Below are 25,469 nucleotides of genomic sequence, written 5' to 3' on the forward strand. Positions count from 1 at the left end.
CACACCCCTTCATCGGAGCGCCCCACCATGACCACGGCCACCGCAGCCACCACCACCCAGTCCCTCACCCACCCCGTCGCCCTCGACGCCGTCGAGGCGCTCGCCGGCCCGGGCGGCCACCTGATGCCCTCCGCCGCACTCTCCGCCCTGGCCGGTGCGGGCGCCGACGACTGGGCCCGCTTCGCCGCGCACTGGGACGAGCTCACCCTGGACACGTACATGGCCGACGGCGGCACCTACCGCTACCGCCGCTACGGTCAGTTCGACCTCGACGCGGCCACCGGGGACCTCACCCTGCTGCCGCACGCGCCCTACCGCCAGGAGTCGGACGTCAACCCGCTCAACGGCGGCATCGAGCGCGTTTTCGACCCGCTGACCGAGTCCTTCGCCGGTGACCCTCTGCTGCGTTCCGTGCTCGTCGAACTCGGCAGGATCTTCACGGCCGTCGAGCGGAACGGGACCACCACCTGGAACGTGAAGCTCCACCCGTACCGCATCAACGCCTCCGCCGACCAGCAGGGTCAGCCCGCCCCCGAGGGCCGGCACCGCGACGGCGTCACCTTCATCACCTCGCTCATGATCGGCCGTACCAACGTCACCGGCGGCGAGAGCGGGGTCTACACGGACGAGGGCGCGCACCTGCTGACCACTACGCTGTCCGAGCCCGGCGACCTGCTGCTGGGCGACGACCGCCGCACCCTGCACTCGGTGACCCCGGTGCAGCCGGCGGACCCCGCGCTCGCCGCACACCGTGACGTCCTGGTGATCGCCTACACGGCACGCTGACCCGCCGCGTCCCCGCTCAACACCGTCCGCGCCGCCTTCCGTCCGAGGAGTCCCCATGACCGTCACCGCGGCCCGCCGTGCCTGGCTGACCGATTTGCCCGTACTGCTGGTCGCGGTGGTCTGGGGCTCCAGCTATCTGGCCGCGAAGGGAGTCACCACGAGCCAGACCGTGCTGGCCGTCCTGGTGCTGCGGTTCGGCGTCGTCCTGCCCGTGCTGGTCGCCACCGGGTGGCGCAAGCTGCGCGCGCTCAGCGGTGCGCAGATACGCGGGGCGGGCGTCCTCGGTCTGATACTCGCCGCGATCTTCCTGCTGGAGACGTACGGGGTCGTCCACACCTCGGCGACCAACGCCGGACTCATCATCAGCCTCACCATGATCTTCACTCCGCTCGCGGAGAGCCGGATGCGCGGTACGCGCCTGTCGGGCTCCTTCGTCGCGGCGGCGGGCCTCTCGGTGCTCGGCGTGGTGCTGCTGACGCAGGGCGCGGGCTTCAGCGAGCCGTCGATGGGCGATCTGCTGATGCTGGGCGCCGCCGTCGCCCGTACGGTGCACGTCCTGGCGATGTCGCGGATGCGGTCGGTGCAGGGCGCGGACGCCATGTCGATGACGACCGTGCAACTGGGCGGCTCGGTCATGGTGTTCGCCCTGCTGTGCGCCGCCCCCGGAACGGGCGCCACCCCCTGGGCCGCCGCCGCCGGCTTCGGGCTCGCCGACTGGGCGTGGCTGCTCTACCTGTCGGTGTTCTGCACGCTGTTCGCCTTCTTCGTCCAGATGTGGGCGGTACGCCGTACCTCGCCCTCCCGGGTCAGCCTGCTGCTCGGTACGGAGCCGGTGTGGGCGGCCGTGGTCGGCATCGCCCTGGCCGGTGACCGGCCGGGCTGGCTGGGCCTGCTGGGCGTGGTGCTCATCCTGGCCGGCACGGCCTGGGGCCGCACGGCCGCGGACCCGGGCACGGACCCGTCCGCGGACCCGTCCGCCAACCCGGCCAACGACCGGTCCGCAGAACCATCCACGGGCCCGTCCACGGACCCGTCCGCCAACCCGGCCACGGACCCGTCCGCGAAGGCGGGCCCCGCGACGCCCGAGCCGTCAGCCGTCGAGCCAGCCGAGCCGGACGGCACACACCCCGGCCTGGAAACGGCTGGCCGCCCCTAGCCGTTCGGTCAGTTCGGAGACGAGGCGGCGGACCGTACGCTCGGACACCCCGAGCTTGCGGGCCATCGCCTCGTCCGTCAGTCCGCCCGCGAGCATCCGCAGCAGCTCGCGGTGCCTGCCCGTGGGCTGCCAGTCGTCCGCCCTCGGCGCACCGGCGCCCGTCCCGGGATCCAGGACGGCCGACCCCGTCCAACAGTGCTCGAAGATGCCCCGGAGCACCCCGACCAGGGTCTCGCTGCGCAGGACGACCGCGGCGAGACCTCCCTCGCCCGCCCCTTCGGACGGCGGCGCGGGCACGATCGCCAGGGAGTGGTCCACCACGATCAGCCGCAGTGGAAGGGTGTGCGCCGTGCGCACGTGGGCACCCGCCGCGTTCAGCCGGCGGAGGTACGCCGTCATGTGGGGCACGGCGGCCGCGGAGGCCAGGTGCACCGTTCGGATGCGTACGCCGCGGCCGAGCGCGAGACGGTCCCTTTCCAGGCCCGCCTCCACCATCTCGGCGGGCAGAGCGCGGCCCGGGTGCAGTGACAGCACCTCGTCCTCGGCCCGTTGCGAGGCGTCCTCGAGCGCGGCCGACACGTTGGCGCCGCCGGTCACCACCTCCATCTGCACGGAGGAGAGTTCCCTGGCGTGTACGGGCTGGAAGTCGGCGACGACCTGCGCGAGGGCGGACCGGGTCTGCTGTACGGCGGTCAGCAGGGCGCCGGTGTGCTGCTCCTCCTCCAGGAGCAGATTGCGCAGCGCCGTGTCGGGCGCGAGCGCGGTCCAGCCGCTGCGGGTGTCCGAGGACGGCACGAACAGGCCGAGCCGGCTGAGCAGGTGGAGGGCGTCCGCGAACTCCGTACCGCTCCAGCCGCGGTCCAGGGTGAGCACCTCCGGCCGCCAGCCCGCGTCGTCCAGTGCTGTCCGGTACAGGTCCTGAGCCCTGGCCCGTGCGTCCACGCAGAAGTCCCCCGCCGTCATTGGGAACCGCCCCCCTGCCGCTCCCGCGACTGGGATCTTAGGAACGCTCCGGGCCCCCTGCCAGGGTGGTTCCGGCATACGGACGCCTCCCGTACGCGTCCGCCCCCGGCCATGACCGGTCCCGGAACTCCGTGAGCCGTAGCCGAAGGTGATCCGTCGGCAACATGCTGTTCCCACACCGACCGACGCCTGCCAGGGGGTTCCCATGTCCGTTCCCACCACTTCCACCACGTCCCACACGTCCGCCGCGCCCTGTGCCGCCCGCGCACATCGCCGCCCGCAGCACTCCCGTACGGTGACCGCCGTGCTCGCGGCGACGCTCGGCCTCGGGGCGGTCGCCGTGGCCGGATCCTCGCCCGCCCCTTCCTCCGACTCCCCGGCCGCCACCGCTTCGTCGGCGGCCCGTTCCTTCATCTGGGGCTGAGCGGTGAGGGGGCAGCCCGTGGTCGCCGTCGTCGCGCCGCTGACCGGTCCGCGTGCCGCCTGGGGAGCGGTCCTGCTCGCCCAGGTGGAACGGGCCAGGGCCATGGGCCCGGGGGCGGCCGAGTGGCACGTGCACGACGAGACGCCGGCGACGGCGGAGGTCATCGCCGCCGGTGGCTATGCCGCGGTGGTCGGCCATGGTGACGCCGACACGGCGCGGGCCGCCGTGCCCGCCTACCGCGCGGCCGGGATGCCCTGCCTGCTGCCGTTCGTCCGGGCCGGCGACGGCTCCCTGAGCTGGGCCCCGGACGAGGCCGCGTTCGCGCGCACGGTCGCGGAGGGGGCGCTCGCCCTGGGCGTCGACGCGCTGTCGGTGGTCCACGACACGGGAGAGGCCTGGGCCGGTTTGGCGCGCCGCGTGGGCGAGGAGGCCGCCGCGGTGGGCCTGACGGACGGCCCGTCCGGCGCCCTGGCCGTGCTCGCCGTCCAGGAACGCGTCGCCCACTTCCTGCAAGCCGGGGGCGCCGGCCCCGTACTGACTCCGGCGGACTGCGGTGTGCCCGCCTTCGCCTCCCTCGCCGCGGCGGCCCGGGACCGCACGGTGTGGGCGGTCCACCCCCAGACGTGTGCGGTACGGCGCGCCCGTACCGCCGTGACGGCACTCGCCGAAGCGCTCGGCGACGCCCCCGCGCTCCGCGGCCCCGCCTTGTCTGCCGCCGTCCGGGCCCGCTCCGGTTCCCTGCTGAGCACCGGCTCCGGCGTACTCGGCGACGGCTGGCGCGTCTCGCGCCTGGCCGCGGTCTGTCACGCGGGCCCCGCGTTACGGGGCGTCCCGCCCCGCTGCTGACCCGGACACTGTCCGCGTCCGGAACCCACTCGTCTCGAGGGTGGACGAGTAGGCCCTGCCTCCCACCGCTGAGTAGCCGTACTCATGTCCGAGCACGCCCACCGGGTCCACCGTGGAACCACCACGCACCGCACCGACGACCCGAATGGACCGCGATGCCGACTGCCTCACCCCCGCGCCGCCTGCCGCGCCTGCGCCGCCTGCTCGTGCTCGCCACGGACAACTGGCCCGCCCGGGGCTATCTGGCCGTGTTCGCCGCCTCCGTCGCGGTCGCGCTGCTCTTCCCGGAGAGCGTGTACGCCATGGGCCACGTGCTGCTCACCTCACCGCTCTCCTTCGTCGCCATGAGCCTTCCCTTCGGACCCGGCACCGAGGGCGCCGCGGCGGCCGAGGCACTCGCCATCGCCTTCTTCGCCGCCTGGCTCCTCCTGAGCGCCCTCGTCAACGCCGTCGTGCTCGGCGCCCTCGCCCACCACCTCCGCGACCGCCGCACGGCCGGCCTCGCGTGAACCCCTCCGAACGGAAAGGCACGACCATGACGCGCTCCGTCCGCACCCTGCTGACCCCCGCGGTGGACAACTGGCTCGCACGCGGTTACCTGGCCGTGGTCACGGCCTCGCTGGTCTTCTTCCTGTACGCCGCCTACCTGGCACCGGACCCGGGATTCGCCGCGATCTGGCCGCTCATGACCACGGCACCGCTCAGCATCGTCGCCCTCCTGGCGCCGGCCCTCGAGTGGAACTCCTCGCTCGCCTGGCTCAGCCCGCTGCTCTTCACCGCCGGCACGGCCGTGGCCGGACTGGTCAACGCCACCCTGCTCGGTCTGCTCGCCCGCAACCTGGGTCCGGACCGGCCGCGCCCGACCACCTGACGTACCGCCGTGTGCGTGCGGGGACGTCAGCCCACGGTCGGTTCCGGCGGAGACCACCGCCGGGTGGGGGGCACCGTGCTGGAGATGCCGTAGTCCTTCTTGAGCGTGTCCGGAATGGCGTAGTGCATCACGCGCCCCCGCGTGAGTGAGGACAGCTCCAGGACGGTGGTGAGGTGGCCGATGCGGTCCAGGGCCCAGGCACCGAGGGGGGAACGGTCCTCGATGGTCTCCAGGACACCGAGGAGGTGGGGTACCGCCTTGACGACGGTGTCCCAGTGAGTGCGGGGCACGTCGAGCCAGTCGGCGCAGGTGTCACCGACCAGATGGCGGATGAGGGCGGAGACGATCGGGTCGAAGAAGGTGCCGGGGACCACCTCCTCGTAGAGGTCGATCAGTTGCCGGGTCAAGTGCGAGCCCTCCTCGGAGGGGCCCATGTGCCGGACCATGTACAGGTCGAGGAACCGGCGGGCGTCGTCCAGCGTCCTGGGCACGGCGTTCTGGTCGACGCCGAGCATGGCGCCGACGACGCGCCAGGCGTAGTAGTACGCTTCCGCGCCTTCCGTCGACATGTGGATGCCGAGGCGGTGCAGGCTGTCCAGCACCAGCAGGGAGAAGAACATCTGCCCGCCGATCATGTCCTCCTGACAGATCGGCGTCCCCAGGGTGGCGGCGTCCCAGCGGTTCTCGCGTGTGAGGTGGTGGCGGATCGAGGCGTGCAGGAGGCGGACCTTCTGGGCGGCCGGGATGAACCGGCTGCCGGCCTCGAAGGCGTCGGGCTGCATCAGGTAGACGGTGAACTGACCGGTCTCCGCCATGCGTTTGGACGGGTACTTCAGCCCGTGGGTCGCCGACAGCAGCTTCGCCACGTGCGGGACGACGTAGCAGGCGGGCATGGACGCGAACGACAGCGCGGTGGAAATGTGCACGTTGTTGTCGATGAAGAACAGCCGGGCCTTCTCCATCTCCGACCAGTCCACCCAGGCCGGCGGGGCACTGGTCGCCTCCAAATAGTCACGGGCGACATCGGGCAACCCGTCCGGCAGGGGCGCACCGGCGGTGGAGACATAGCGCATCAGGGTGTTGAACGTGCCCACCTCCCCGCGTTCGAAGAGGGTGGCGACGGTGGCGTCGGCGAGTTCGTCACCGGCCTGCCGCAGAGCGTCCATCGATGCCTCGGTGTGAATCATGGCAGGGGTTCCTTGTCTTCCCCGGAATCGTGGGGAGGGGAGGGGGAAGGGTCAGGACAGCCGGACCGCCGCCGTGTGCGCGAGCGCCGTCAGGGCCGCGGCGGAGTGCGCCGGTACGTCCAGCTCGTGGAGGGCGTCGAGGGCCTCCTCGACCCGCGCGCCGATCATGTTCTCGACGCGGTCGGGCGCCTTGAGGCGGCGCATCACCTCGCGGACCGCGTCCAGCCCCTGCCCGTCCAGCTCACCGCGGCCCAGCAGGCCGCTCAGCAGCGCCCGCTCGTCCTCGTCGGCGAGGCGCCACGTCTCCGCCAGCAGGGCCGTGGGCCGATGGCCGCGTACGTCGTCGGCGTTGGCCTTGCCGGTGCGTCCGGGGTCGCCGAACAGGCCGAGCAGGTCGTCCCGCAACTGGAACGCCTCGCCCAGCGGCAGCCCGTACGCGCTGTACCCCTCACGCGTCCGCGCGCCGGCCCCGGCCAGGGCGCCGCCGATCAGCAGGGGCTGCTCGACGGTGTACTTGGCGGTCTTGTAGCGGACGACCTTCAACGAGGCCTCCGTGTCCGGGCTGTCTCCCGTACGGAGGATCTCCAGGCATTCACCCGCGATCAGTTCGCGGGCCATCACCGCCCACAGGGGGCGGGCCCGTGAGAGGTATGCGGCGGGGAGCCCGCTGACGGTGAACAGCTGCCCCGCCAGCGCCATCAGCAGGTCACCCACGAGCATCGCCAGCGACCTCGCGGCCGTGTCGGCGTGCGGCCGGTGCCGTATGGCACCGCGCAGGGCGACGTGCGCGGTGGGGCGCCCGTGCCGCAACGGGCTGTCGTCGATGAGGTCGTCGTGCACGACCGCGGCCGCGTGCACCAGCTCCATGGAGGCCGCGGCCCGCACCAGCGCGTCGCTGTCCGGCTGCCCCACCGCGCGCCAGCCCCAGTAGCAGAACGCTGCCCTCAGCCGCTTGCCGTCGGCCACCGCCGTCTCCAACTGCTCGGCCACCGGGCCCAGGAGAGGATCGACCGCCGTGAACGCGTCCGCCTCCTGGGCGACGAACCGGCGCAGCACCTCGTCGACGCGGGCCTTGAACGCGGCCGGCTCCCACCGGTCAGACGCCACCGGCACTCTTCCGAGCCAGAGCGTGCCGGGCCAGGATCTCCAGGTGGGCCGGGGGTCCGGCGGCGTACCGGTCCAGCACCAGGCGCCCGCGTGCCACCAGCTCGTTCTCGGCCTCCGCCGCCAGCTCGACGCCGTCCGAGCGGCGCACCAGCTCCCGCACGGTCCCCACGGCCGAACCGAGGGTGCTCACCGCCAGATCGGCCAGCCCCGCCACGAGCAGCACCGCCCGGCTGTCCAGGCCTCCACGCCGTCGCTTGTCCTGCGTCACGCCATCTCCCCCACCGACTGCCGTACGGGCGGCGCCGGTCAAACGCCGTCCTCCGGAGCTTCGCGTCACACGGCGGGAGAGAAGGGAGGAACTCACGATCGGGCGATCACCTCGCTCGACCGTACGAGGGCGGGCCGGGCCGGCCGGGGGCTTCCGGAAATCGATGATCCATTCGGGTCGCCCACCTACACTGACGGCCATGGCATGCCGCATCAGTGAGCTGGTCATCGACTGCGCCGACCCCGAACGGCTCGCCGCGTTCTGGAGCGAGGTCCTCGGTTACGTCGAACTCGGCCGGGAGGACGACGGAAGCATCGAGATCGGCCCGCCCGACGCCGGCTTCGGCGGCCCGCAGCCCGTCCTCGTCCTCAGCCCCAGCGGCGCCCCGCGGACCGGGAAGCTCCGCCTGCACATCGACGTGAGCCCCACCGACCGTGACCAGGACGCCGAGCTGAAGCGCCTACTGGCCCTCGGCGCCGAGCCCGTTGACGTCGGCCGGACCGGCACCGAGAACTGGCACGTCCTGGCCGACCCCGAAGGCAACGAGTTCTGCCTCCTGCACACCCGGCTCCAGCCCCTCTGACCAGGAGCGTCCCCGGCGGGCCGTGTGCCACGCCCACGCGTTGGGGTGGGTCAACAGCCGTCACCGCCGAGAGCCCGGCATGTGGGGCATTCGCTCCAGGGATCGAGGGACACGTGCGTGGCGGCCGGTTGGCGGCCAGTGCGGTATTCGTCCCGTACCCGGACAGCGTCCGGGCCCATGAGGGTGCCTGTGGGGAGCGCCCAGCGGACGATGGCTTCGTCGAGGCGCCGGGTTGCCTCGGTGAGGGTGCTCAAGCCCGCGTTCGCCTTGCGCCGGATACGGCGGAGGGCGGCAAGCCACGCCGAAGCAGGGCTCCCGGTGGTCCGGTGCATCAGTGCCTCCGAAGTCGCTCGGGGACAGACCCTGCCTGCTTGCCTTGTGCCGAGGAAGGGTGGCGTGCCCTGGCGGATTGTAAAACGTTACTGCTTACCATTCATGGGGAAATAGGAAAAACGCTACCTGTGGTGACTCGGCCGGTTTGTGAAACAAAGGGAAAGCAATGTGTCGGGTGAATCCTTCCCAGCTCGGCCGGCGGCCGGATTCCTCAGGAGGAGACACCACCCTTGATCGGTCTGGCGGCTGAGTCGCTCAGCCGGCTTCGCCGGGTGCCTGAACCAGGCCCGTCATACGGGAAGGCGTGCGGTCGTGACCCCTGTGTCCGGGTGGACGAGGTGAACGTGTTGGCCAGCGAGCATGCTGAGGCGCATGCCAGGAGAAGCCACAAAGTGGTGGTCATCGCGTAAGGCTCCGATCGGCGGGCGGGCGGGGGATGACCTTGGCGGATAAAACGACTTTCCGGTGGGTGTCATCCGACGGGGTGACGAATCTTGCGTGGTGGATCTTGAAATTGGGAGACTGCCGGTGTGAGTCGGGGAGGCGCCCTCCTGACGGCGGCCGACATGTGTCGGTTCTCCGGCCAGGGGGACGTCTTATCCGCCGGGCGTCTGCGCGTGGAGGCTCTGGGCGGCGATCGTTTGCTGGAGGGGGCGGGGGGATGGGGAAACGCGGTGGCGCCGTTTTGCCTTGCGGGGCGGTCTGGTGAGAGTGATGAGGCGGACCAGTTGGTGGAAACACGTCAGTGACGCCGCAGCGGGCAAGGTGGCCGCCGCCACATCGGTATAGGACCGGTCGGCCTGCGCCACGCACAGCAGCATCGCCATGAATGAGAAGAACAGGACGACGAGCCAGGAGTGCGCGGCGCGGCGCTGGTGAAGAGCGGCACGCAAAATGGACAAAGAGGCCACGATCCAGGGGCCGTAGACGAGGAGTGGCCACCACGCGGCCATGCTGCCGGGCGCTCGGGGTTCGGCGATGCGCAGCAGGGGATCGTAGGCGATCACGCCGCTGAAAACACTGACCACACAGACCAGGAAGGTGCCGAGTGAAGCGGTCAGGAAACTGACCACCCCCGCCCAGGTCGCCGTGAAGTGCCGAGCCTTGCGGTGACCGTGCCCGACGGAGCGCACGGGCGGCAGGTCGGCCGTGATCTCGGCGAGGTTCTCCATGCGCTGGGAGCCGAGTGCGTAGTCCTCGCTGTCCGGGAGCTGGGCCGATGAGGGGACGTGGTCGGCCTGCATGGCTTCCTGGAGGAGGAGGGCAAGCTCTTCGGCGGGGTCCCACCTCGGGTCTCCCAGGCTGTCCGACGGGTCCAGCCCGTGAAAACCCGCCTGCGGCACGACGTGATCCTCGACGGAACCGGCCCACGGCCAGTCCCCGACCTGCTGGTGGAAGCCCAACCGCGACCCCAGCGCCTCCTCGGCCTGCCACTCACGCATAGCGCTGTCCCGCTCGTCCTGGAGCCGGTGCCGGCAGATCGGCTTCCCGCCAGGAGCTGAGGAACTCCTCCTCGAGGTGAGCCATGGTGGCGACGAACTCCTCCAGAACCGGCGCAGACCACGTCAGGGGGATCGCCTTGCCCGCCTTGTTGAGACTTCCGTCGGTGCTTCCGGAAATCGGCGAGGCCGGAAAGAATCGAAAGTCACCCAGGGCAACGGAGTCGTCCGCCCAGGAAGGGACGCCGGCGCGCCTGGATGTGGCTCGGTCAGGAAGCGTTGCTGTCATAACCGAGCTAACGCCGGCTCGAATCGCCCGGATGCGAGGCATCCGGGTGAGCGTGAGCCTCCATCCGAGGGACTCTCTGTGTTTTATCGGTTCTGCAAATGCCTCCAAAGGCAACCAGGAAACGTACTCGCCGAGACAACCCCCGGCAAATCCGGCAGGCATGACGTTCGGAGTGCGAACCTGGTTCCCCCTGCCGCCAGGCGACCCCCGAAGCACACAGATCTACGAGATGTGCGCTGAGCCGGCCCCCGGCCCCTGCTGCCGGCCACACCTGGCGACCCGCTCGGGCGCCACCGGCGAGGACGGTTGCCGCCGGGCTCGTGCGGCTCGTCCCGGCCGGGCACGGTCGGGGAGCGGGCACGGATGAACCGGTGTCCGTTCTGGCGGACCCGCGACCTGGCGACTACGCCGACCAAGCGGGTGCCCACGACGACGAACCGGTGTCATAGGGCGCGGCGTCGGCCTGTACGCCTGGATCACACGGCGACCAGTACCACCTCGGCCACGACGATCACGACGCGCCACCACAACGACCCCGGCGTATACACACCGGGGTCGCCCTTCCGGGTCGGTCGCACGTGAGAGTGTGCCGACCCACTTTCATGCTAAGCCTCATGCGCATTTCCGGCATCGGCGATTCTTCATGCCGACACGGGCTCCTGCGTGCAGGGGCACGGCCTCGGGCAGGCTTCAGTCACGTTCCTCCTTTTTGGTGGCCGGTGATGCGGTCAGGGGTGTTGGCGGGCCATGTGGTCCGGCACCTTTGCTCGCGGCCGTGGGCAGCGGGCGATCCGGGGAGTTCCGCCGGCCGTCGTTTCTTGCCGCGCGCGGTCGGCCGATTCCCGGCAGGGCATCGCTGTAGCGGAAGGCCGCGACCCTTTCGTCGTGCTGTGCGTTGAGCCGGTGGATGAGGATCATTCCGGCGCCGATCATGGCGATGATCAGGGCGATGGTGATGAGGGTTCCCACGTCCTCACCGCCCTCGGGAGGAGCCGACGAGCGCGACCGGGCTCCGGCCCGCCGCGTCGGCGCCGCCGTCGGTTTCCCAGTCTTCCTCCCGGCTTCGCGCATCCGCCCCTTCGCGGGCAGAGTCCTCGTCGGCGATCAGCCCGCTGGCGGTGAGGAGGCCCTCCGGAGAGGCAGCGGCGGACATGAGCCGGGCGGCTGTGGCCGCGTCGGTCTCCGGCGGGATCACCAGGAGGTCCATGCGGCCTGTGGTGTAGGAGAGGAGGATCAGTTTGTTCTGGTCCTGCTCGTCGGCGAACCAGCCCACGTGCACGGTGTGGCCGGTCACGCGCACCTTGCGCGGGATGACGGGCCAGTGAGACGGGTTCACCGTGACACGGGTTACCCGGCCCCAGGGTGCGTCCAACGCGTCCGTAAGGGCGGGGAGTTCACGGTGGAGGTCGCGGGAGCGGGGCCACCAGGCACCGTCCAGGAGACCTGGAACCGACCCCGCCGGGACCAGTGACAGACGGACCGGTGGCGAGGACACGGGCCGCTCGATGATGGGTGTACGTTCGATGGTCGCGGTCATGACGCGGACCCGCCTCCGGGCTCGTCTTCGACGCTCCCGGTGTTGTCGATCGCCGGGAACGGCATCAGCAATCGGAGCTGGTGTGCGAAGTGCTCCCGGTGCCTCCACCCTACTCCGGGTCGGCGGCCCCGTGGGAGCGTATGACCAGGCATTTCCCGGGCATTGCGGCGCCTGCGTATTCCGGCGCGGGGCCTTTGCGTATCACTGGTCGAAGTACGGGCGGGCACCCGAGGTCCCTGGCCGACACCTGTGGCGGCCTGCCGTTGCGGCGGGAGAAGCGCAGGCACAGGCTGCCTCGGTCCGCCCGCGGAAGCCACTGCCACCGCACGCCGCGTCCTCGCTCGCCGTCGCTGTCGTTCGTGGTAGGGGACAGGCATGCCCTTGCCATCCGGTGCCCCGGACCATGTCTCCTGGTACGTGCGGCTGCGCCACGCGATTCTCCGTTCGCCGCCCGGACGCGGATGGAGACGGGGCGCCGATCTGGAATTGTTTCAGCGTTCGCTGGGGTTCGCGGCGCTCGGATTCCTCACGTTGGTGCCGCTGCTGCTCATTGTCTCTTCGGCTGATCCGCAACACGGGCGGGGGTTCGCGGAGTGGTTGAGCGAAGGACTGGGCGTGTCGGCAGCGTCCAGGGAGGAGGTCGAGAGCCTGTTCACACGGCCCGGCCAGGCGTTGCGGACCACGACCGTGTTCGGCATCGCCGCCCTCGCCGTATTCGGTCTCAGCTTCTCGGCAGTTGTGCAGGCGGGCTTCGAGAAGGTGTGGGGTCTCCCCCCGTCCCGCTGGTGGGCCAGGTGGCGGCATGTGGTGTGGCTCGCGGCGCTCACCGGCTATCTCTTCGCCTCTGCCACCGTATTGCGGCGCCACTCCGTGGCGGGAACGCTCGTCGCGCTGGTGTGCGCCACCGTGTTCCTCTGGTGGTCGCAGCGCATGCTGCTCGGCGGGCGGGTCCGCTGGCGTGCCCTGTTTCCCGGCGCGCTGGCGAGCGTACTCGGGTTGGCGGGTCTCAGGGTCTTCTCCCGGCTCGTCTTCTCACCGCTGATCGCTTCGAACACCGTCACCTACGGCCCCGTCGGAACCGTCCTGGTCCTTCAGTCGTGGCTGGTCGGGGTGGGCGTGGTCATCTTCGGTGGCGCACTGGCCGGTCGTCTGCTGCACGAGGAATTCGTACGGATGCTTCTGAAACGGCGCCCGTGAACCGATATCGCGGCACGCCTTTCCCGGGGCCGATTCTCCGCCGCACCCACATTCCCGGCCGCGGTTGGGCGACGAGGAACTCAAGGCGGCAGCGGGTGCGAGCGACGTCCGGGCCCATGCGTGCCGTGCCTTCTCTGCGCCGCCGTACCCCTCTCACGCGGCCCCATCCGACAGGCGGTGGACGACCCATCCGGCTTATTTGTATTTATTCATATTTTCTATGAGGCATATGGTGGGCTTCGCCGAAATCACCCTGATGGATCGTAATCACGGGAAGTTGCGTGCGTAATATGCCAGCCGACAGAAATGGGCGATTCCGGACATCTGGCAGTCGCCGAACGCGCCACCATCCCTCAGGAGCTGGCTTCTCGATGACGCTGAAAACCTCTGCCGCGCCTCACTGGCGCAGAACATCGGCCTGGATGGCGGCGCTGCTCGCCATGGTGCTCGCCGCCGTCGTCGTGGCGGTGACGCCGACGCGGGCGAATGCCATTGCGCAGCCCGTACCACTGGGCACCGCCGACAGTTTCGCCGTTCTCGCCGGTCAGTCGGTCACCAACACCGGACCTTCGGTCATCACCGGCGATGTCGGGGTGCATCCGGGGACGGCCATTTCCGGATTCCCGCCGGGAATCGTGAACGGAACCTTCCACTCGGCGGACTCGGTGGCCGCCCAAGCACAGAGCGACCTGGTCGTGGCCTACAACAACGCCGCCGGCCAGGCCACGGACGCTGCTCTTCCTCCGGACGCGGGCGGCCTGACCCTGGTTCCGGGCGTCTACACGGCCTCGTCCACCCTCGGACTCACGGGCACGCTCACCCTGGACGGCCAGGGCAGCACCGACGGAATCTGGGTGTTCCAGGTCGGTTCGGGGCTGACGACGGCCTCCGCCAGCAACGTGAGCCTCATCAACGGCGCCTCGCCGTGCAACGTCTTCTGGCAGATCGGCAGCTCGGCGACGCTCGGTACCGATTCCGACTTCGTCGGCACCATCATGGCCATGACGTCGATCACCGCCACCACGGAGGCGGACCTCGTCGGCCGGGCACTGGCCCGTAACGGCTCGGTGACGCTGGACACCAACACGATCACCCGACCGGCCTGCGCCGACGAGACCACGGGTGGGACCACCGGTGGGACCGCCACGGGCGGCGTGATCGCCGGCACCACCGGTGGGACCGCCACGGGCGGCGTGATCGCCGGCACCACGGGCGGAACGAACGGAGGCACCGCCAACGGCGGCACCACGGGCGGTGTGCTCGGTGGTGTGCTCGGCGGTGTGACGACGGGCGGCACCGGCAACGGCGGAGTCATCGGTGGAGTGCTTGGTGGAGTCACGACGGGTGGCATCATCGCGGGCACCACGGGCGGCACCACGGGCGCGACGATCGGCGGCGTTCACGGCGGTACCACGGGCGGAGGCGGCCCGAAGCCGCCGGGCAAGCCCGGTAAGCCGGGTAAGCCGGGTAAGCCCGGCAAGCCGGGGCACGGAAAGCCCGGCAGGCCCGGTAAGCCCGGCCACGGGCATGGCCACGATCACGGCAAGCCCGGCCACAACCACGACGGCAAGCCCGGCAAGCCCGGCCACAGCCACAACGGCAAGCCCGGCCACGGGCACGGCCACGACGGCAAGCCCGGCAAGCCCGGCCACAGCCACGACGGCAAGCCCGGCCACGGGCACGGCCACGACGGCAAGCCCGGTGACGGCAAGCCCGGCGGCCACGACGCCCACGAGCACGGACAGCACGGCAAGTCCGATGAGCACGGCGGCTACATGAGTCGGTAACACCATGCGGCGGGCTGAGCGCAGAGCCAGTCGCCCGCAGGTGTGAGTGAGACGCGTGACGCGCGGTGGACCGTCGATCGACTCCACCGCGCGCCACGCGCGAAACCGGAAGAAGCGGGAAATGAACAGCGGGATGGGAAGGCCGGGTGGGGCCGTGCTGAGTGGTGTCGAGCAAGCGAAGGCAAAGGAGCACTCCGCCGCCGGTTCGGCCGACAGCGGCCGAAGCGGTACTCCCCTTGAATCTCATGGAGGGTCAGGGCAACCGGGTCGCACGCTGCGGGCGGCCACAGGAGCCGCCGTGGTCCTGTGCCTGGCGGTCACGCTCATTCATGTGCTGCTGGTCTTTCTGCACGTGGCGCCGGCCAATGCCATCTCGCAGCAGTACAACAAGCAGATCAACGCGTGGGTCTATCCCGTGTTCGAGCAGAACTGGCGGCTCTTCGCCCCGGACCCGGAGTCGGTCAATCGGCAGATCTCGGTGAGGACGATGGGGACCGCTCCGAACGGGACCGTGCAAGTGAGCAACTGGTTCGATCTGAGCGGTGTGGACAACTCCGCGACCGAGCACAACCCCTTCCCGAGCCATACGACGCAGAACATGCTGCGCCGGGGCTGGAGCTCCTACCTCGAAACGCTCGGCGGCGACGACCAGCCGCGTACGGAGCGGGCTGTGATGATCCAGCAGTACCTCCGCAACATCGCGGCGCAGCGCGTCGCCGATGAGCGCGGCGGCTCCTTCGACTCCATCCAACTGCGGGTCGTCACGACGCCCGTCGGCGCCCCCGGCCCGGCAGGGGGCAACCGTCAGGCCACAGCAGCGCCCACCCCCGTAGACACCCGTTACCTGCCCTGGTGGAAGGTGGCCCCGCATGGCACCGACTGAGCCGACCACGACCCCGGTCACGACACCCACGCCGTCGAATCGCGACCCCCGGCAAGCAGGTGTGCGGTCCGCGACGCAGCGAACGCTCGACCGTGTCGCCGCGCTCTTCACCCTCCTGATCGAGCGGCCGATCTCCCTGTACGCGGCGGCAGTACTGCGCATCGGCTACGGCCTGCTCTACCTCGTCTTTCTCCTGCGCGAGTTTCCGCACCGCGACGAGATCTGGGGACCCGGTTCGCCGTGGACCCCTGTGCTGGCGAGGCAACTGTTCGACCAGACGGGATGGGCAAGCGTTCTCACCCTGTCCGACAGCCGCGCGTATTTCGAGCTCTGCTACGCGGCGGCCGTCGTCACGTCCGCGTTGTTCATGCTGGGATGGCGGACCAGAGCGGTGTCCGTGCTGTTCGCCATCGTGGTGGCGTCATTCCACGCCAGGGCGATCTTCATGACGGACGGCGGGGACAATCTCATCCTCCTCATGGCCGTCTACCTCATGTTCACCGCCTGCGGCCGACGCTGGTCCTTCGACGCCCGCCGGGCCCGGCTCCGCTCCGTCGCGGCCCTGGACGCACACCGTCCCCCGACGGTCGGCGGCGAGCTCCGGCGCCACCTCCGCGACGCCCGCCTGAGCGTGGTCACCGTCCTGCACAACTGCGGGATGCTCGTCATCGCCGCCCAGGTCTGCTTCCTCTACGGATCGGCGGGCCTGTACAAGGTCCAGGGCGGTACCTGGGGCAACGGGACCGCCCTCCACTACGCCCTGAACCTCCACCTGTTCCGGCCCTGGCCCGCGCTCTCCCAGATGGTCGACGACCATCAGGTCCTGATCGCCGCCGCCTGTTACCTGACGGTCCTGCTGCAGGTCGCCTTCCCCTTCGTACTCTTCGGCAGGCTCAAGTACCCCGTCCTGGTCATGCTGCTGACCATGCACGTCGGCATCGCGGTGCTCCTGGGCCTGCCGCTCTTCTCCGCCGCGATGATCGTCGCGGACGCGGTCTTCCTGCCGGACCGCTTCTACCGCTCCCTGGCGCTGCTGTGGCGGCGTGCGGCCCCCCGGGCGGGCGCCGGTGAAGGGCCGGCCTCACCCAGGCCGGAGACGGGACTCGTACCGGTGCAGCCAGGACCGGCCGGCTGAAGACGGACCTTGAAAAGCCGCCCCGGGCCACTGGCCTGGGGCTTTACCTTGGAGCGGGTGACGGGAATCGAACCCGCGCTCCGAGGTTGCGAGTTACTCGGCGCTTGGGCGTACGTGTGCCGTCTGACCTGCGGAAGTTTTCGGCAGCGGATCTGTCCCGGCTGTTTCTGCGGGGTTGTGGCACGGAGCGGGCGCCTCCGGCGCCGTTTCTCCCTGTCCTGGCCCTATGCGTCGACCACAACAGGGCCAAGGGAGTCGACGTCCTCCATGAAGGACAGCACCCGGGCGTTGACCACGTCGGGGTGGTCGATCTGCGGGCCGTGCCCGGTCGCGGTGATGATCTCGGCGCGGGCTCCGGGCACGAGGCGCGGTACACGTTCCAGTTGCCGCTTCGGGTGCACGAGCAGGCTGTGTTTGCCCATGATGACGTAGAGCGGGGTCCGGATGGATCGCAGCGCGTCCTCGGCCAGCGGCAGGGGTGCGGGGCGACGGATCCGGTACGCGCGGGCACCGAGCTGGATCCACTTGCGCATCTCAGGGACGGCGATCACCGGTTGATCCAGCCACTTGGCGAGCCTGGGGCGCAGTGCCTTCGGGGCGAAGGTGGCGAACAGGCTCACGAAGACCCAGGCGAAGAAGCGCAGTCCGACCCTCTCCAGGCCGCCGGGGTCGAGGGCGGTGACCGAGGCGAGCCGTCCGGGCCGCCGGTGGGCCTGGTTGAGGACGAGCCAGCCGCCGTATGAGGAGCCGATGAGGTGGACCCGGTCGAGGCCGAGCGCGTCGAGGGCCTCATCCATCCACTGGGCGGCGCGCTCGGGCTGCCACATGGGCTCGCGATGGATGCTGCGGTTCGCGTCGCCCGGGGTGTCGAGGGCGTAGACGGGGCGGTCGAGGCTGAGCCCGGGGGTGTTGGGGTACCACATCGCCGAGCTGTAGCCCGCGCCGTGGATCAGGACGATCGGGGTCCGGGATTCGGCCGCGGGGTCCGCGGGCCCGTACCGGTAGACGTGGGTGGTGCCGAAGCTCGTCTCGACGTCCGTCTCGGAGCGGATGGGTGCCCCCATCGCGTGGAGCACCTCCTCGGCGGCGAAGTAGCGGTCGCGCAGGGCGTCGTTGACATAGCGGCCGACATCGCGGCGTACACGGGCGGTGTTCTCGGGCACGGCGGCACCTCCTGTGAAGATCCGGTTCTTCGTGATACGACCGTATCACCAACGTGGTACATCGGTATCATGAAAAGAGGTCGGGTGGCGGAGGGCGAACCCACTGTCGACAGGCGGAGACACGAGAACATGCCGAAGCGTGTGGACCACGAGGAGCGGCGCGCCCAGATCGCCGAGGCGCTCATCCAGGTCGCGGGGCGGCGCGGACTGCATGCCGTCGGCATGCGCGACGTGGCCGCGGAGGCCGGCGTGTCGCTCCGGCTCGTGCAGTACTACTTCGCGACCAAGGAAAAGTTGCTTTTCTACGGCCTCCAGCACCTGACCGACCGCTTCGCCGCGAGGGTGGGTGCCCGCCTGGCCGCCGCCGGCCCGGACCCTGGCCCCCGCACCACGGTGGAGGCTCTCCTCTTGGCCTCGCTGCCGACCGACGAGGAGAGCCGTACGTTCCACCTGCTGTACAACTCCTACGCGATCCTTTCCGTGACCGACGGGGCGCTGGCCGCGCAGCCCTTCATCGACAACCCCGACGCCGCGGAGAACGCCCTGACCGAACTCCTCCAGCAGGCGCAGGAGGCCGGCCTGGCCGACCCGGACGCCGACGCGCGCACAGAGGCGATCAGCCTGCTCGCGATGGCCGCGACCATGGGTACCAGCATCCTCGTGGGCCAGCGAAGCCCTGAGTCCGCGATGGTGGTGCTCCGCCACCACCTGGACCGGATCTTCACCACTGCCGTGACGTCCGAGCCGGGAGCGGTATCGACCTGATGCGTCGCGAAGCCTCGCACGCGGCGCGGAGTGTGGTGCCGAACTGCGTCCAGGATGTCGTGGTCGATCCTTCGTGTGGCCAAGGCAGCCCTGCCGGAGGGTGGTTGAGCAGCTCCTGATGACGGCTGTGACCGGCTGTTTCTTGATGAAGCAGGGAAAGTCTTACCGCGCTGGGAGCAGGTGGCGTCCGTCGTGGCTCCGGACGTGCGGGCCATCCCCGTCCAGGGCGTCCTGCGGCCGGATCGCCTAGACCTCGGACACAGGACCCCTGAGCCGGTCCGAACAACAAGAAAGGCCCGGGTCTGTGACCTGGGCCTTCTGCGTGGAGCGGGTGACGGGAATCGAACCCGCGCTCTGAGCTTGGGAATCACCGAGTCCTGCAATCCGGATCGCTGCTCAGCAGCGCAAGCGCCTGCCCTGACCAGGGCGCGAGGGCTCCAGAGCGCCCACTGTTGACCGTGACTTACCGTGAGCACGGGCACGACACGGGCACGGCATGGTGCGGCGTTCCCGTCGCCGACCAGCCCGGGACACTGAGCCAAGGCAGCACCAGCCGATTCTGCACCACCGACGCTACCCCTGGCTGTCGATGACCACCTCAATAGCCAGTAGTCGGGCAAGGTGAATGTCAGGGGCCAGAAGGCCGGCCTCTTTGCTGCGTGGCAGCAACACCGGCATCTCGGCGTACTTGGGGTCATCCTTGGCATGGACGATGCGATTTCGTAGTGCGTACACTCGCTTGGCTACCTGCACTTCTAGCGACTCGTTTGTTGCGGCAGCGTTGATAGCCGGAACGCCGGACACTGGGCCCTTCCGTGTGAAGTGCTGCCCGTAATCGTTGTTGCCTAGAAAATCCCGGAGAACGTCTCCCCTGACGCACTCTGTCACCAGAGTTTTCATCTGATCTTCTTCGTTTGAGTTCCTGCTCCGCTCGGCGCAATTTAGAAGTCGCAGAACTGATGCGTCATCCTTGTCGTCGAAATCAAGGGAGCGTAGCTCTCGCCGTATGGCCTTCAAGCCGCCCTTACGTGCGGCCAGGGGAAGGTAATATTCTAGGACCTGGTAATACGACAGAAACATGAATGGAGGGTTGTCGGCCGCTTCGCCAGCGAAGGAGAAAAGGGCGGAAACTTCGCGAGGTAGTTTGGTCTTCGGGAACCGGACCCGTAGGCCTGCCGCGTTCGAAGTCTTGACAGGGACCCGTACCAGGAATCTTTCGCGTGGAACGGTAACGAGCTGGACCCCGTGGGTGGCATCAAGCTCGAAAAGTAGGCGCTCTGTGAGGTCCCGGGCTTCACTGACGAGGCTAGCGGCGTCCGGTAGGTCGTCGAAGAAAATTTTAAGTGTATAGCCGCGCCCGATCCGATATGCGTTCCCAGTGCTGAGGTAGCTGGAGAGCAGAAAACTGGCAGTGGGTGTCGCTTTCGAAAATTCGAGACATGCCGCTTTTTCTGACAGGTGGAAGGAGCGCTGATTTTTGTCCGTCGAGAAAGCATGCTTACAGGCGGCATCGGGCTGAACCCATTTATAGAGGGGTGTTGTTGTGGTCAAGCCTGCGCGACGGGCGTCACGAATTGCAAGCTCGATGTATCCTTTGCTTGGGTCGACGATACCCAGTGCGTCATCATGTTCCCTGACGCCATTCTGAATGGAAGCGGCCACCTCCTGGACTTCTCGCCGATCGATGCTGGTGTAGCGTAGATCCTTATTCGGTTTTGCGAAGATCAATTCGCTGTTGATGACTGTTGCCAGTCGAAAGTTGTGGGTCTCGATGACTGCTACCGCTGCGAGTTCCTCGGCGGTCAATGCCTTTATTTGACCTTCGTCCTCAGACTCGCTGAATTCAGACATGCAATCCCTGTTAGCGCTCACGCTTCCCCCAGCTCCGCAGTAGACGCATTATGCGGCTGGTGGGGCCTTCGAGGCGCCGTCTTGGCAGAATCATCACGCACGCGAGCGAACGAGGTCGGCGGAGCGGGTTTGGCCGGTGGCCTGCCCGGTTTGGGGCCGAGCATGATCAGGGGGCTGTACGCTGGTTGGCAACTCGGGCAGGCTTTGGACCTGCCCGTAATGAGCACGAGTGGCCCCCTGGTCTTGCTCGGCGCGGGACCCGGACCGGGGAGGTGGCTAAAGCCGTGGAGCCGACCGCCCCAGCCACAGCGGGTTTCTCCCACCATCAACCCGAGCTGTCAGGCGTGCGGCCGACGGCCGGGCCGGAGCGGGGCGGAGACAGGAGCGTCGGCCCGGGCGACGGGCCGCGCGCGCCGCGCTGTGCGCGGCGGGTGCCTTGATGAAGTAGGGAAAGTCTTACCGCGCTGGAAGCAGGTGGCGTCCGTCGTGGCTCCGGACGTGAGGGCCATCCCCGTCCAGGGCATCCAGCAGCCGGACTGCGTAGACCTCGGACATCCGCTCAGTGATCTCTGCGGGCGTGAGCCAGTCGACTGCCAGAGACTCTGCCGACGTGCGTTCCGCGCCCCCGGAGGGCTTGCAGCGGAACACCAGGGCGACGATGCCTCGAGCCGTGTTCTTGTAGACGCCGGTCAGCTCGTCGACCTCGACGCGGATGCCGGTCTCTTCCCAGACCTCGCGGGCTACGCCTTTCTCCGGCGACTCCGCCAGTTCCAGCACTCCGCCCGGCAGCTCCCAAGTCCCGTTGTCCGCCCGCCGGATCGCCAGGAGCCGTCCGTCCTCCCGCACCACCGCTCCCGCCACGGACACGGAGTGCAGCGGCGTTGACTTGTGTTGCTGGGAACCCGTACTCATGTACAGGAGCATAGGAGGAAGAGAAGGACTATGGGAACTTCGGTAGGAGGTGGCAAGGCCGTACCCCGATACCTACAGATCGCTGACGAGATCGTTCAGCAGATCCGGGCAGGCGTCCTGAAGCCTGGTGACATGGTGCCGAGTGAGTCCGAGCTGGTGGACCGCTACGGCGTCTCCGGCGGAACGATTCGCAAGGCCATGGTGGAGGTCCGAGCCAGTGGGCTCGTCGAGACCCGCCACGGTAAGGGCTCGATCGTGAAGGACCGGCCGCCCGTACGACTGCGGTCTTCGGACCGGTTCCGGGCGTCGCATCGTCGTGGTGGCAAGGCTGCGTACCTAGCCGAGTCCGAGCAGTCCGGGGCGACCGCCAAGGTGAGCGTCCTCTACATCGGTCCCATGGAGGCACCCGAGGACATCGCCGAGCGACTCGGAGTCGAGGCCGGCACCCAGGTTCTCGCCCGGCGGCGCCTGTACTTCCGCAACGGCACCCCGGTGGAGACGGCCTCCTCGTACCTGGCGTGGGACGTGGTCAAGGACATCCCCGAGCTGTTCGCCGAAAACCCCGGCCCAGGTGGCATCTACGCCCGGCTCGAGGACCACGGCCACACCTTCGCCGAGTTCGTCGAGACCCTTCAGGCGCGGTCGGCTGCCAAGGCTGAGGCGTCGGAACTGGCCCTGAGTCCTGGGGCACCGGTGGTGCACCTGATCCGCAACGCGGTCACTGAAGAGGGGCGGGTGGTCGAGGTGTGCGACACGCTCATGGCCGCTGACCAGTTCGTTTTCCAGTACCGGATCCCCGCCACCGACTGACGCCCGCTCAACTCCCCTCAGCCCGCCGTGATTTCTTCTTCGCGGCGGGTTGACTCATGTACAGGAGCGGTGCACTCTTCTTCATGTCACTCATGTACATGAGTGGAGGAGTTCAGCACTTCTAGAGGAGTGATCTCTGTGCGTCAGATCCCCGTGGACATGACCGGCACGACCGTGATGGTCGCCCAGCCGCCCCAGCTCAAGATGCGCGACAAGAAGAACGGCGTCGTGGCCGTCGACCTCGAGACGAACGGGTCCCTGATGACCGTCGACGTGCTGTTCGTCGCGAACGGCAACGCCGAGGTGATCACGGTGACCGTCCCGGAGGCGGACATCTCCGGTGAGCTGACCACCGGCACCCCGGTGGCCCTGACCGGCCTGGTTGCCCGGCCCTGGGAGAACGAGTTCAACGGCCAGAAGCGACACGGCATTTCGTTCCGCGCCGCCGCCGTCACCTCGCTGGCGGGCTGATCGATGACCGGCGGACAGATCGCCGCGCTGATCGGCTTAACCCTGGTCGTGGCCGGGTTGCTCGTGCTGCGCTGGCAGCGTCCGGCCTGGTTCTGGGTCGGCTTCGCCGCCCCCGCCAAGCTGGTCCGGATCGCGGTCACCTACCGCTCGGTGATGGAGGCGTGCGGGCTTACTGAGCCTCCGTCCCGCATACGGCTGGCCATCGCGGCGGCGACGAACCGGACCGCGACCCGCATGGTCCCCCGCCTTACCCGATGCCGGATCACCGCGAACGGCATGGTGCTGCGGATCAGGCTGCGGCCAGGCCAGGAAGTACGGGACTTCCAGACCGCCACGGAACGGCTCCGGCACTCCTGGCGGGCCCACGGGGTCCACATCAAGGCGCTCAAGCCGGGATGGCTGGAAGTCCGGATCATCGGTTACGACGTGCTGCGGCGGGTCGTCATGCCTCGTACGGCCGTACCCGACCTGCTCTCGGTCCCGGTCGCACTTCGCGCCGACGGAGGCGTCCAGGTGCGGGACTTCCGCACCATCGCTCACGAGCTGGTGATCGGTGCGACCGAGTCGGGCAAGTCCGTATACCTGCGCGGGCTGTTCAAGGGCCTCGCCCCACAGCCCGTCGCACTGGTCGGGATCGACTGCAAGTGGGGTGTGGAACTAGCCCCGTTCGCTCGCCGACTGTCGGCCCTCGCCTGCACCCCGGAGGAAGCCGCGGAACTCCTCGACGCCCTGGTCGACGAGATGACCAACCGCTACGAGCTCATCCGCTCCGTTCAGCGGCTGGCACGGGACACGCCGCTGGAGTCGTTCACCTCCGACATCTGGGGGCTCGACGAGGACATGCGGCCGGTGCCGGTCGTGGTGTTCATCGACGAGGTGGCCGAGCTGTTTCTGACAGCCACGGCCGCCGACGAGAAGCGGCGCGATCACATGGTGTCGCAGCTTGTGCGCCTCGCCCAGCTCGGCCGGGCCGCCGGCATCTATCTGGAGGTCTGCGGCCAGCGCTTCGGCTCGGACCTTGGCAAGGGAGCGACCGCGCTGCGGGCCCAGCTCAGCGGCCGGGTCTCGCACAGGGTCAACGAGGAAGCCACGGCCAAGATGGCACTTGGCGACATCGGCCCGCTCGCGATGCACGCGGCGACCGCGATACGCCCGGACAAGCCCGGTACCGCCGTGGTCGGTGTCTCCTCCGGTAGCTGGTCGCTGATCCGCAGCCCCTTCACGAGCCTCGATGACACCGTGGCGGCCTGCAACGAGCACGCGGACATGACGCCGTACCTCCCGTCGCTGGACGCGTTCCACCCGGACACCACGCTGTCCGCGCTGGCGCTCGTCGCCGACAAAGCGTGATCCCCATGCGCTCGTCCCTGCGGCTCGACGCCGTACTCGTGCAAGCCGTCATCGCCGGTGCCCTGTCCTTCTCCCACCTTCACGACCTGGCGGCCGCCGCCGGGCAGGACGGCTGGAAGGCATGGGCTTACCCGATCTCCGTGGATCTGCTGCTCGTCGCCGCCTGGCGTCAGCTCCGGGCACTTCGGGGCACCGAGTCACCGAGGCGGTCGGCCTGGACCTGGTTCGCGGTGGCGCTCGCCGCCTCCCTCGGAGCGAACGTCGCCACGGCCGGACTGCTCGACCTGAACGACGTACCGGACTGGCTGCGCATCCTCGTCGCCGGGTGGCCGGCCCTCGCCTTCCTCGGCGGCACGCTCCTGGTCCACACCCCAACTCCTGACCGGGCACCGGCTGAAGAACCCGCCGAACCCGAGCCGGTACGCGAAGAGGCCACCGAGCCGGAACCGACATCGGCCCCGGCCCTGCTGCCCGCCCCGCCCGCTCCCAACGTCCCGCCCGCCCTGATCGCCCACGCCCGCAAGATCGCCGATGCCCACCAGGCGTCGACCGGTCGCCCCGTCGACGCCGACACCCTGCGCGCCCGGCTCGGCGTCCCCGCCCCGATGGCCGACGCCATCGCCGCCCAGCTCACCTGAGAGGAGGTGACCCCATGGTCCGCAACCGCTTCTGGGACGTCGACCGCATCGGCCCCGTCCAGATCGGCACGCACCACGACCGCCACGGCCGCGAAGCACACGCCGCCGCCTGCACCGCGCCCGGCTGCGACTGGTCGGCCGACTACCTCAGCCGCGCCGCCGCCGAGCTCGCCGCCCGCACCCACCGCTGCAACCCCCGCTGACTACAGAGGAGATCACGTCATGGACGTCCCGCTCTGGCTCGCCCTGATCGTCGTCGGCGCCCTCGGCGTCAAGCTCATCCGCCCGCCCTGGTGGCTCGTCGCCGTGCTCCTCCTGGGCGGCTACCTCCTCGCCGACAGCTTCCTGGCCCCGGCCATCGACCCGCTCGCCAAGTAAGGAGAACGGCCGTGTTCAAGCCCAAGTACCCGACGCCCGACACCTACACCGCGGCCCCGACCGGCACCGCCCCGGTGCCCGTCCCGGTCCAGGCGCCCGCCTCACCGGCCCCCGTCACCCGCCCGGGCATCGTCGAGAAAACCCGCACCAATCCCACGGCCGCCGTCGTCGGCGTCGTCGCGGTCGGAGCCGTGCTCGTCTCCACGCTCCTGGCCGTGGCCATCACCGCGCTCGCCCTCTCCGTCAGCGGCGTCGTGCTCCTGCTCCTGGTCCGCCTGCTCCGCCAGGAACTCAACCGCTGACCGGCCTCCGGGCGGTGCCACAAGCCGCCAAGCATCGC

Annotated in this window: 28 protein-coding genes and 2 pseudogenes; 19 read left to right on the forward strand and 11 right to left on the reverse strand. The window is 69.4% G+C overall.

Annotation, left to right across the window (positions count from 1 at the left end):
- The first annotated feature begins 27 nt into the window (after positions 1-27).
- Both ACZ6C1_RS15295 and ACZ6C1_RS15300 read left to right on the forward strand, forming a co-directional pair.
- Positions 28-786 carry a 2OG-Fe dioxygenase family protein gene (locus ACZ6C1_RS15295; protein WP_469241120.1) on the forward strand — a complete coding sequence of 253 codons (759 nt, stop codon included), beginning with the start codon at positions 28-30 and terminating at the stop codon, positions 784-786.
- 55 nt (positions 787-841) lie between these two features.
- Positions 842-1,732: pseudogene (locus ACZ6C1_RS15300) on the forward strand (DMT family transporter); the annotation flags it as partial.
- A gap of 144 nt (positions 1,733-1,876) precedes the next feature.
- Here the strand turns inward: ACZ6C1_RS15300 and ACZ6C1_RS15305 are convergent.
- Complete coding sequence (locus ACZ6C1_RS15305) at positions 1,877-2,905, reverse strand: LuxR C-terminal-related transcriptional regulator (protein ID WP_469241122.1); 1,029 nt, start codon at positions 2,903-2,905, stop codon at positions 1,877-1,879.
- A 205-nt stretch (positions 2,906-3,110) separates the two neighbouring features.
- On the opposite strand from ACZ6C1_RS15305, the gene ACZ6C1_RS15310 reads away from it, so the two are divergent.
- From ACZ6C1_RS15310 to ACZ6C1_RS15325, 4 genes are all read left to right on the forward strand, one after another.
- Complete coding sequence (locus ACZ6C1_RS15310) at positions 3,111-3,329, forward strand: hypothetical protein (protein ID WP_469241124.1); 219 nt, start codon at positions 3,111-3,113, stop codon at positions 3,327-3,329.
- Between the two features lie 18 nt (positions 3,330-3,347).
- Positions 3,348-4,175, forward strand: coding sequence for a type 1 periplasmic-binding domain-containing protein (locus tag ACZ6C1_RS15315; protein ID WP_469241126.1), 828 nt, complete (start codon positions 3,348-3,350; stop codon positions 4,173-4,175).
- A 155-nt stretch (positions 4,176-4,330) separates the two neighbouring features.
- Positions 4,331-4,684, forward strand: a complete 354-nt coding sequence (locus ACZ6C1_RS15320) for an SCO4225 family membrane protein (RefSeq protein ID WP_469241128.1) — start codon at positions 4,331-4,333, stop codon at positions 4,682-4,684.
- 26 nt (positions 4,685-4,710) lie between these two features.
- Positions 4,711-5,046 (forward strand): SCO4225 family membrane protein, encoded by a 336-nt coding sequence (locus ACZ6C1_RS15325; protein WP_469241130.1) that lies wholly within the window; start codon positions 4,711-4,713, stop codon positions 5,044-5,046.
- Between the two features lie 26 nt (positions 5,047-5,072).
- Here the strand turns inward: ACZ6C1_RS15325 and ACZ6C1_RS15330 are convergent, their stop codons facing one another.
- Genes ACZ6C1_RS15330 through ACZ6C1_RS15340 form a run of 3 tightly spaced genes read right to left on the reverse strand, consistent with a single transcriptional unit; the run spans position 5,073 to position 7,608 of the window.
- On the reverse strand, positions 5,073-6,233 hold the full coding sequence (locus ACZ6C1_RS15330) for an oxygenase MpaB family protein (protein ID WP_469241132.1): 1,161 nt from the start codon (positions 6,231-6,233) through the stop codon (positions 5,073-5,075).
- Positions 6,234-6,284: 51 nt separating this feature from the next.
- Complete coding sequence (locus ACZ6C1_RS15335) at positions 6,285-7,340, reverse strand: polyprenyl synthetase family protein (RefSeq protein WP_469241134.1); 1,056 nt, start codon at positions 7,338-7,340, stop codon at positions 6,285-6,287.
- Complete coding sequence (locus tag ACZ6C1_RS15340; protein WP_469241136.1) at positions 7,330-7,608, reverse strand: polyprenyl synthetase; 279 nt, start codon at positions 7,606-7,608, stop codon at positions 7,330-7,332. Before ACZ6C1_RS15340 ends, ACZ6C1_RS15335 begins: the two co-directional genes overlap by 11 nt.
- A 199-nt stretch (positions 7,609-7,807) precedes the next feature.
- Here ACZ6C1_RS15340 and ACZ6C1_RS15345 point away from each other — a divergent pair, with 199 nt between their 5' ends.
- Entirely contained in the window at positions 7,808-8,191 is a 384-nt protein-coding gene (locus tag ACZ6C1_RS15345; protein ID WP_469241138.1) for a VOC family protein, read from the forward strand.
- Positions 8,192-9,120: 929 nt separating this feature from the next.
- Here the strand turns inward: ACZ6C1_RS15345 and ACZ6C1_RS15350 are convergent.
- The 3 genes from ACZ6C1_RS15350 to ACZ6C1_RS15360 form a co-directional block, all read right to left on the reverse strand.
- The gene (locus ACZ6C1_RS15350; RefSeq protein ID WP_469241140.1) at positions 9,121-9,966 is read right to left on the reverse strand and encodes a DUF2637 domain-containing protein; all 846 of its coding nucleotides are present in this window, start codon (positions 9,964-9,966) and stop codon (positions 9,121-9,123) included.
- Between the two features lie 976 nt (positions 9,967-10,942).
- Positions 10,943-11,221 carry a hypothetical protein gene (locus tag ACZ6C1_RS15355; RefSeq protein WP_469241141.1) on the reverse strand — a complete coding sequence of 93 codons (279 nt, stop codon included), beginning with the start codon at positions 11,219-11,221 and terminating at the stop codon, positions 10,943-10,945.
- 4 nt (positions 11,222-11,225) lie between these two features.
- A complete protein-coding gene (locus ACZ6C1_RS15360; protein WP_469241143.1) occupies positions 11,226-11,789 on the reverse strand; it encodes a DUF5994 family protein in 564 nt (187 codons plus the stop codon).
- 375 nt (positions 11,790-12,164) lie between these two features.
- Between ACZ6C1_RS15360 and ACZ6C1_RS15365 the strand changes: the two genes are divergently transcribed.
- The 4 genes from ACZ6C1_RS15365 (at position 12,165) to ACZ6C1_RS15380 (ending at position 16,791) form a co-directional block, all read left to right on the forward strand.
- On the forward strand, positions 12,165-12,986 hold the full coding sequence (locus ACZ6C1_RS15365) for a YhjD/YihY/BrkB family envelope integrity protein (RefSeq protein ID WP_469241146.1): 822 nt from the start codon (positions 12,165-12,167) through the stop codon (positions 12,984-12,986).
- Between the two features lie 371 nt (positions 12,987-13,357).
- Entirely contained in the window at positions 13,358-14,773 is a 1,416-nt protein-coding gene (locus ACZ6C1_RS15370) for an ice-binding family protein (RefSeq protein ID WP_469241148.1), read from the forward strand.
- A 298-nt stretch (positions 14,774-15,071) separates the two neighbouring features.
- Positions 15,072-15,656 (forward strand): DUF5819 family protein, encoded by a 585-nt coding sequence (locus ACZ6C1_RS15375; RefSeq protein ID WP_469241152.1) that lies wholly within the window; start codon positions 15,072-15,074, stop codon positions 15,654-15,656.
- On the forward strand, positions 15,643-16,791 hold the full coding sequence (locus tag ACZ6C1_RS15380) for an HTTM domain-containing protein (RefSeq protein ID WP_469241155.1): 1,149 nt from the start codon (positions 15,643-15,645) through the stop codon (positions 16,789-16,791). Before ACZ6C1_RS15375 ends, ACZ6C1_RS15380 begins: the two co-directional genes overlap by 14 nt.
- A 224-nt stretch (positions 16,792-17,015) precedes the next feature.
- Here the strand turns inward: ACZ6C1_RS15380 and ACZ6C1_RS15385 are convergent, their stop codons facing one another.
- Entirely contained in the window at positions 17,016-17,954 is a 939-nt protein-coding gene (locus ACZ6C1_RS15385) for an alpha/beta fold hydrolase (protein ID WP_469241157.1), read from the reverse strand.
- A 129-nt stretch (positions 17,955-18,083) separates the two neighbouring features.
- Between ACZ6C1_RS15385 and ACZ6C1_RS15390 the strand changes: the two genes are divergently transcribed.
- Positions 18,084-18,719, forward strand: coding sequence for a TetR/AcrR family transcriptional regulator (locus ACZ6C1_RS15390; protein ID WP_469241159.1), 636 nt, complete (start codon positions 18,084-18,086; stop codon positions 18,717-18,719).
- A 162-nt stretch (positions 18,720-18,881) separates the two neighbouring features.
- On the opposite strand, the pseudogene ACZ6C1_RS15395 reads toward ACZ6C1_RS15390, so the two are convergent.
- The 3 genes and pseudogenes from ACZ6C1_RS15395 to ACZ6C1_RS15405 all read right to left on the reverse strand — a co-directional run.
- Positions 18,882-18,965 (reverse strand): annotated as a pseudogene (locus tag ACZ6C1_RS15395) (NUDIX hydrolase); the annotation flags it as partial.
- Positions 18,966-19,292: 327 nt separating this feature from the next.
- Positions 19,293-20,570, reverse strand: coding sequence for a hypothetical protein (locus ACZ6C1_RS15400; RefSeq protein ID WP_469241161.1), 1,278 nt, complete (start codon positions 20,568-20,570; stop codon positions 19,293-19,295).
- A gap of 456 nt (positions 20,571-21,026) precedes the next feature.
- Complete coding sequence (locus ACZ6C1_RS15405) at positions 21,027-21,494, reverse strand: NUDIX hydrolase (RefSeq protein ID WP_469241163.1); 468 nt, start codon at positions 21,492-21,494, stop codon at positions 21,027-21,029.
- An 18-nt stretch (positions 21,495-21,512) separates the two neighbouring features.
- On the opposite strand from ACZ6C1_RS15405, the gene ACZ6C1_RS15410 reads away from it, so the two are divergent.
- From ACZ6C1_RS15410 to ACZ6C1_RS15440, 7 genes are all read left to right on the forward strand, one after another.
- Positions 21,513-22,292: a GntR family transcriptional regulator gene (locus ACZ6C1_RS15410; RefSeq protein ID WP_469241165.1), complete on the forward strand. Its 780-nt coding sequence runs from the start codon at positions 21,513-21,515 to the stop codon at positions 22,290-22,292.
- A gap of 138 nt (positions 22,293-22,430) precedes the next feature.
- Positions 22,431-22,763, forward strand: a complete 333-nt coding sequence (locus ACZ6C1_RS15415; RefSeq protein WP_469241168.1) for an SCO3933 family regulatory protein — start codon at positions 22,431-22,433, stop codon at positions 22,761-22,763.
- A 3-nt stretch (positions 22,764-22,766) separates the two neighbouring features.
- Positions 22,767-24,113, forward strand: coding sequence for an FtsK/SpoIIIE domain-containing protein (locus tag ACZ6C1_RS15420; protein ID WP_469241170.1), 1,347 nt, complete (start codon positions 22,767-22,769; stop codon positions 24,111-24,113).
- A gap of 5 nt (positions 24,114-24,118) precedes the next feature.
- Positions 24,119-24,751, forward strand: a complete 633-nt coding sequence (locus ACZ6C1_RS15425) for a DUF2637 domain-containing protein (protein WP_469241172.1) — start codon at positions 24,119-24,121, stop codon at positions 24,749-24,751.
- Positions 24,752-24,765: 14 nt separating this feature from the next.
- Positions 24,766-24,954, forward strand: coding sequence for a mobile element transfer protein (locus ACZ6C1_RS15430; protein WP_469241174.1), 189 nt, complete (start codon positions 24,766-24,768; stop codon positions 24,952-24,954).
- 19 nt (positions 24,955-24,973) lie between these two features.
- The gene (locus ACZ6C1_RS15435) at positions 24,974-25,129 is read left to right on the forward strand and encodes a hypothetical protein (protein ID WP_403506654.1); all 156 of its coding nucleotides are present in this window, start codon (positions 24,974-24,976) and stop codon (positions 25,127-25,129) included.
- Between the two features lie 11 nt (positions 25,130-25,140).
- Entirely contained in the window at positions 25,141-25,431 is a 291-nt protein-coding gene (locus ACZ6C1_RS15440; protein ID WP_469241177.1) for a SpdD protein, read from the forward strand.
- Positions 25,432-25,469: the final 38 nt, after the last annotated feature.

The sequence above is a fragment of the Streptomyces sp. NPDC041796 genome, from assembly GCF_055590785.1.